The 3,138-nt window shown below is 70.8% G+C and carries 1 protein-coding gene; it reads right to left on the reverse strand.

Translation table 11 applies throughout. The features are described from left to right. Nucleotides 1–113 precede the first annotated feature (113 nt). Nucleotides 114–2,840, reverse strand: a complete 2,727-nt coding sequence (polA, locus tag JHN45_RS51320; RefSeq protein ID WP_201056355.1) for a DNA polymerase I — start codon at nt 2,838–2,840, stop codon at nt 114–116. Nucleotides 2,841–3,138 lie beyond the last annotated feature (298 nt).

A 3,138-nucleotide genomic window follows, 5' to 3' on the forward strand; every position in this document is an offset into this window, starting at 1 on the left:
GGCGGGGGTCGTGCGGGGAGGTCCTGTTGCCGGGGAGGGAAGCGTGGCGGCGAGCCGGGGCGAACTCGGTTGCAGAGCTCGCCCGGGACAACCCTCCGCCGCGCCGCCGCAGGCTAGTGCGCCGCCGACTCCCAGTCCGGCCCCACTCCCACCGAGACGTCCAGCGGCGCCCGGAGATGGACCGCGCCCGCCATCTCGTGGCGGACCAGTTCCTCCGTGGCCGCTCGTTCGCCGGGGGCGATCTCCAGGACGATTTCGTCGTGGACCTGGAGGAGCATGCGGGACTTGAGGTCGGCCTCGCGCAGGGCGGTGTCCACCTTGAGCATGGCCATCTTGACGATGTCGGCCGCGGTGCCCTGGATCGGCGCGTTGAGCGCCATGCGCTCGGCGGCCTCGCGGCGTTGGCGGTTGTCGCTGTTGAGGTCGGGGAGGTAGCGGCGGCGCCCGAAGAGGGTCGCCGTGTAGCCCGTGGCCCGCGCCTCGTCGACCGCGCGGCGCAGATAGTCCCGTACACCGCCGAAGCGCTCGAAGTACGTGTCCATCAGGACCCGCGCCTCGCCCGCGTCGATGTTCAGCTGCTGGGAGAGGCCGAAGGCGGAGAGCCCGTAGGCGAGGCCGTACGACATCGCCTTGATCTTGCGGCGCATCTCCGCGTCGACCGCCGAGCCCTCGACGGAGAACACCTGGGAGGCGACCGTGGTGTGCAGGTCCTCGCCCGAGGTGAACGCCTCCAACAGGCCCTCGTCCTCGGAGAGATGGGCCATCACGCGCAGTTCGATCTGGCTGTAGTCCGCGGTCATGAGGGACTCGAAGCCTTCGCCGACCACGAAGCCGCGGCGGATCGCCCTGCCCTCGTCCGTGCGGACCGGGATGTTCTGGAGGTTCGGGTCCGTCGAGGAGAGGCGGCCGGTGGCGGCGACGGTCTGGTTGAACGTGGTGTGGATGCGGCCGTCGGTCGCGATCGTCTTGATCAGGCCCTCGACGGTGACGCGCAGCTTCGCCTGTTCGCGGTGGCGGAGCATGATGACCGGCAGTTCGTTCTCGGTCTGGTTGGCGAGCCAGGCCAGGGCGTCCGCGTCGGTGGTGTAGCCGGTCTTGGTCTTCTTGGTCTTGGGCAGGCCGAGTTCGCCGAAGAGGACTTCCTGGAGCTGCTTGGGCGAGCCGAGGTTGAACTCGTGTCCGGCCGCCGCGTGCGCCTCCTTCACCGCCTGCTGGACGGCACCGGCGAACATCTGCTCCATGGCTTCGAGGTGGGCCTTGTCGGCCGCGATGCCGTACCGCTCCAGACGGGCGAGCAGGATCGAGGTGGGCAGCTCCATGTCCCGCAGGAGGTCCGCCGCGCCGACCTCCTGGAGGCGCTCCCCGAAGGCGTCTCCCAGGTCGAGGATCGCGCGGGCCTGCACCATCAGGGCGTCCGCCTCGGCGCCGTCGTCCGCACCGAAGGCCAACTGGCCGTCGGCCGCGGCGGCGGGGGCCAGCTCGCGGCCGAGGTACTCCAGGGACAGCGCGTCCAGGTCGAAGGAGCGGCGGCCGGGCTTGACGAGGTAGGCGGCGAGCGCGGTGTCCATGGTGATGCCGTTGATGGTCCAGCCGTGCTCGGCGAAGACCCGCATCGCGCCCTTGGCGTTGTGGAACACCTTGGGGCGGTCGGCGTCGGCGAGCCAGGCCGCGAACGCGTTCTCGTCGCCCTCGTCCAGCTCGGCGGGGTCGAACCAGGCGGCCGCTCCCCCGGCGGTGGCGAGCGCGACCTCGGTCACCGAACCCGAGCCGAGGGTCCAGGTGTCGACGGTGGCGACGCCGAGGGGCTCGGTGCCGTAGTCGGCGAGCCAGCCGGGCAGTTCGCCGGTGCCGAGGACCGAGCCGTCGACCGCGACACCGCTCTCCGCGGGCGGGGTCGGGTCGGCCTCCTCGCTGCCCGGGTCGACGGCCAGCAGCCGTTCGCGCAGCGAGGGGTTGCGGATCTCCAGGGTGTCGAGAACCATCGCGACGGCCGTGCGGTCGTACGGAGCGCGCTCCAGGTCGATCACCGTCTTGGGCAGCTCGACGTCCTTGACCATCTCGGTCAGACGGCGGTTGAGCTTGACCGCGTCCAGGTGGTCGCGGAGGTTCTGCCCGGCCTTGCCCTTGACCTCGTCGACGCGGTCGACCAACTCGGCGAAGGAACCGAACTGGTTGATCCACTTCGCGGCGGTCTTCTCGCCGACGCCGGGAATGCCGGGGAGGTTGTCGGACGGGTCGCCGCGCAGGGCCGCGAAGTCGGGGTACTGGGCGGGCGTCAACCCGTACTTCTCGACGACCTTCTCCGGAGTGAACCGGGTCAGCTCGGAGACACCCTTCGTCGGGTAAAGCACCGTGGTGTGGTCGGACACCAGCTGGAAGGAGTCGCGGTCGCCGGTGACGATCAGCACGTCGAAGCCCTCGGCCTCGGCCTGGGTGGCGAGCGTGGCGATGACGTCGTCGGCCTCGAAGCCGTCGACCGCGAACCGGGAGACGTGCATCGCGTCGAGCAGCTCGCCGATCAGCTCGACCTGGCCCTTGAACTCGTCCGGGGTCTTGGAGCGGTTCGCCTTGTACTCGGTGAACTCCTCGGAGCGCCAGGTCTTGCGGGACACGTCGAAGGCCACCGCGAAGTGCGTGGGCGCCTCGTCGCGCAAGGTGTTGGCCAGCATCGACGCGAAGCCGTAGATCGCGTTCGTCGGCTGGCCCGTCGCGGTCGTGAAGTTCTCCGCGGGCAGCGCGAAGAACGCGCGGTAGGCCAGCGAGTGCCCGTCCATCAGCATCAGCCGTGGACGGTCTCCGCCGGAGGTCTGGTCGGTCTTCTTCGATGCTGTCTCTGCCACGACCCCGATCCTGCCACGCCCCACTGACAGTCGGAGTCACAGCCGCCGCGTCGGAGGCCGCGGCCGCGGTGAACGAAGGTCGGGCGAGGGCGAACGAGGGGCGTGGGAGAGACGGCAGGAGTCGCCGCCGCGACAGCGGGAGCGGCGGCCGATCCGGCGCGGCCCGCGGCGCGGAGACCACGGTGAGGACGGAGACGGAGGAAGACTCCCCGGCCCACCGCCCGGCGGATCGGACCGACCGGCACCACCCGCCGCAGCGAGGAACCGGACGAACCCACCCCGCCCCACACCCCACGCC

The sequence above is a fragment of the Streptomyces sp. MBT53 genome (assembly GCF_016654115.1).
In the GTDB taxonomy this organism is placed as follows: domain Bacteria; phylum Actinomycetota; class Actinomycetes; order Streptomycetales; family Streptomycetaceae; genus Streptomyces.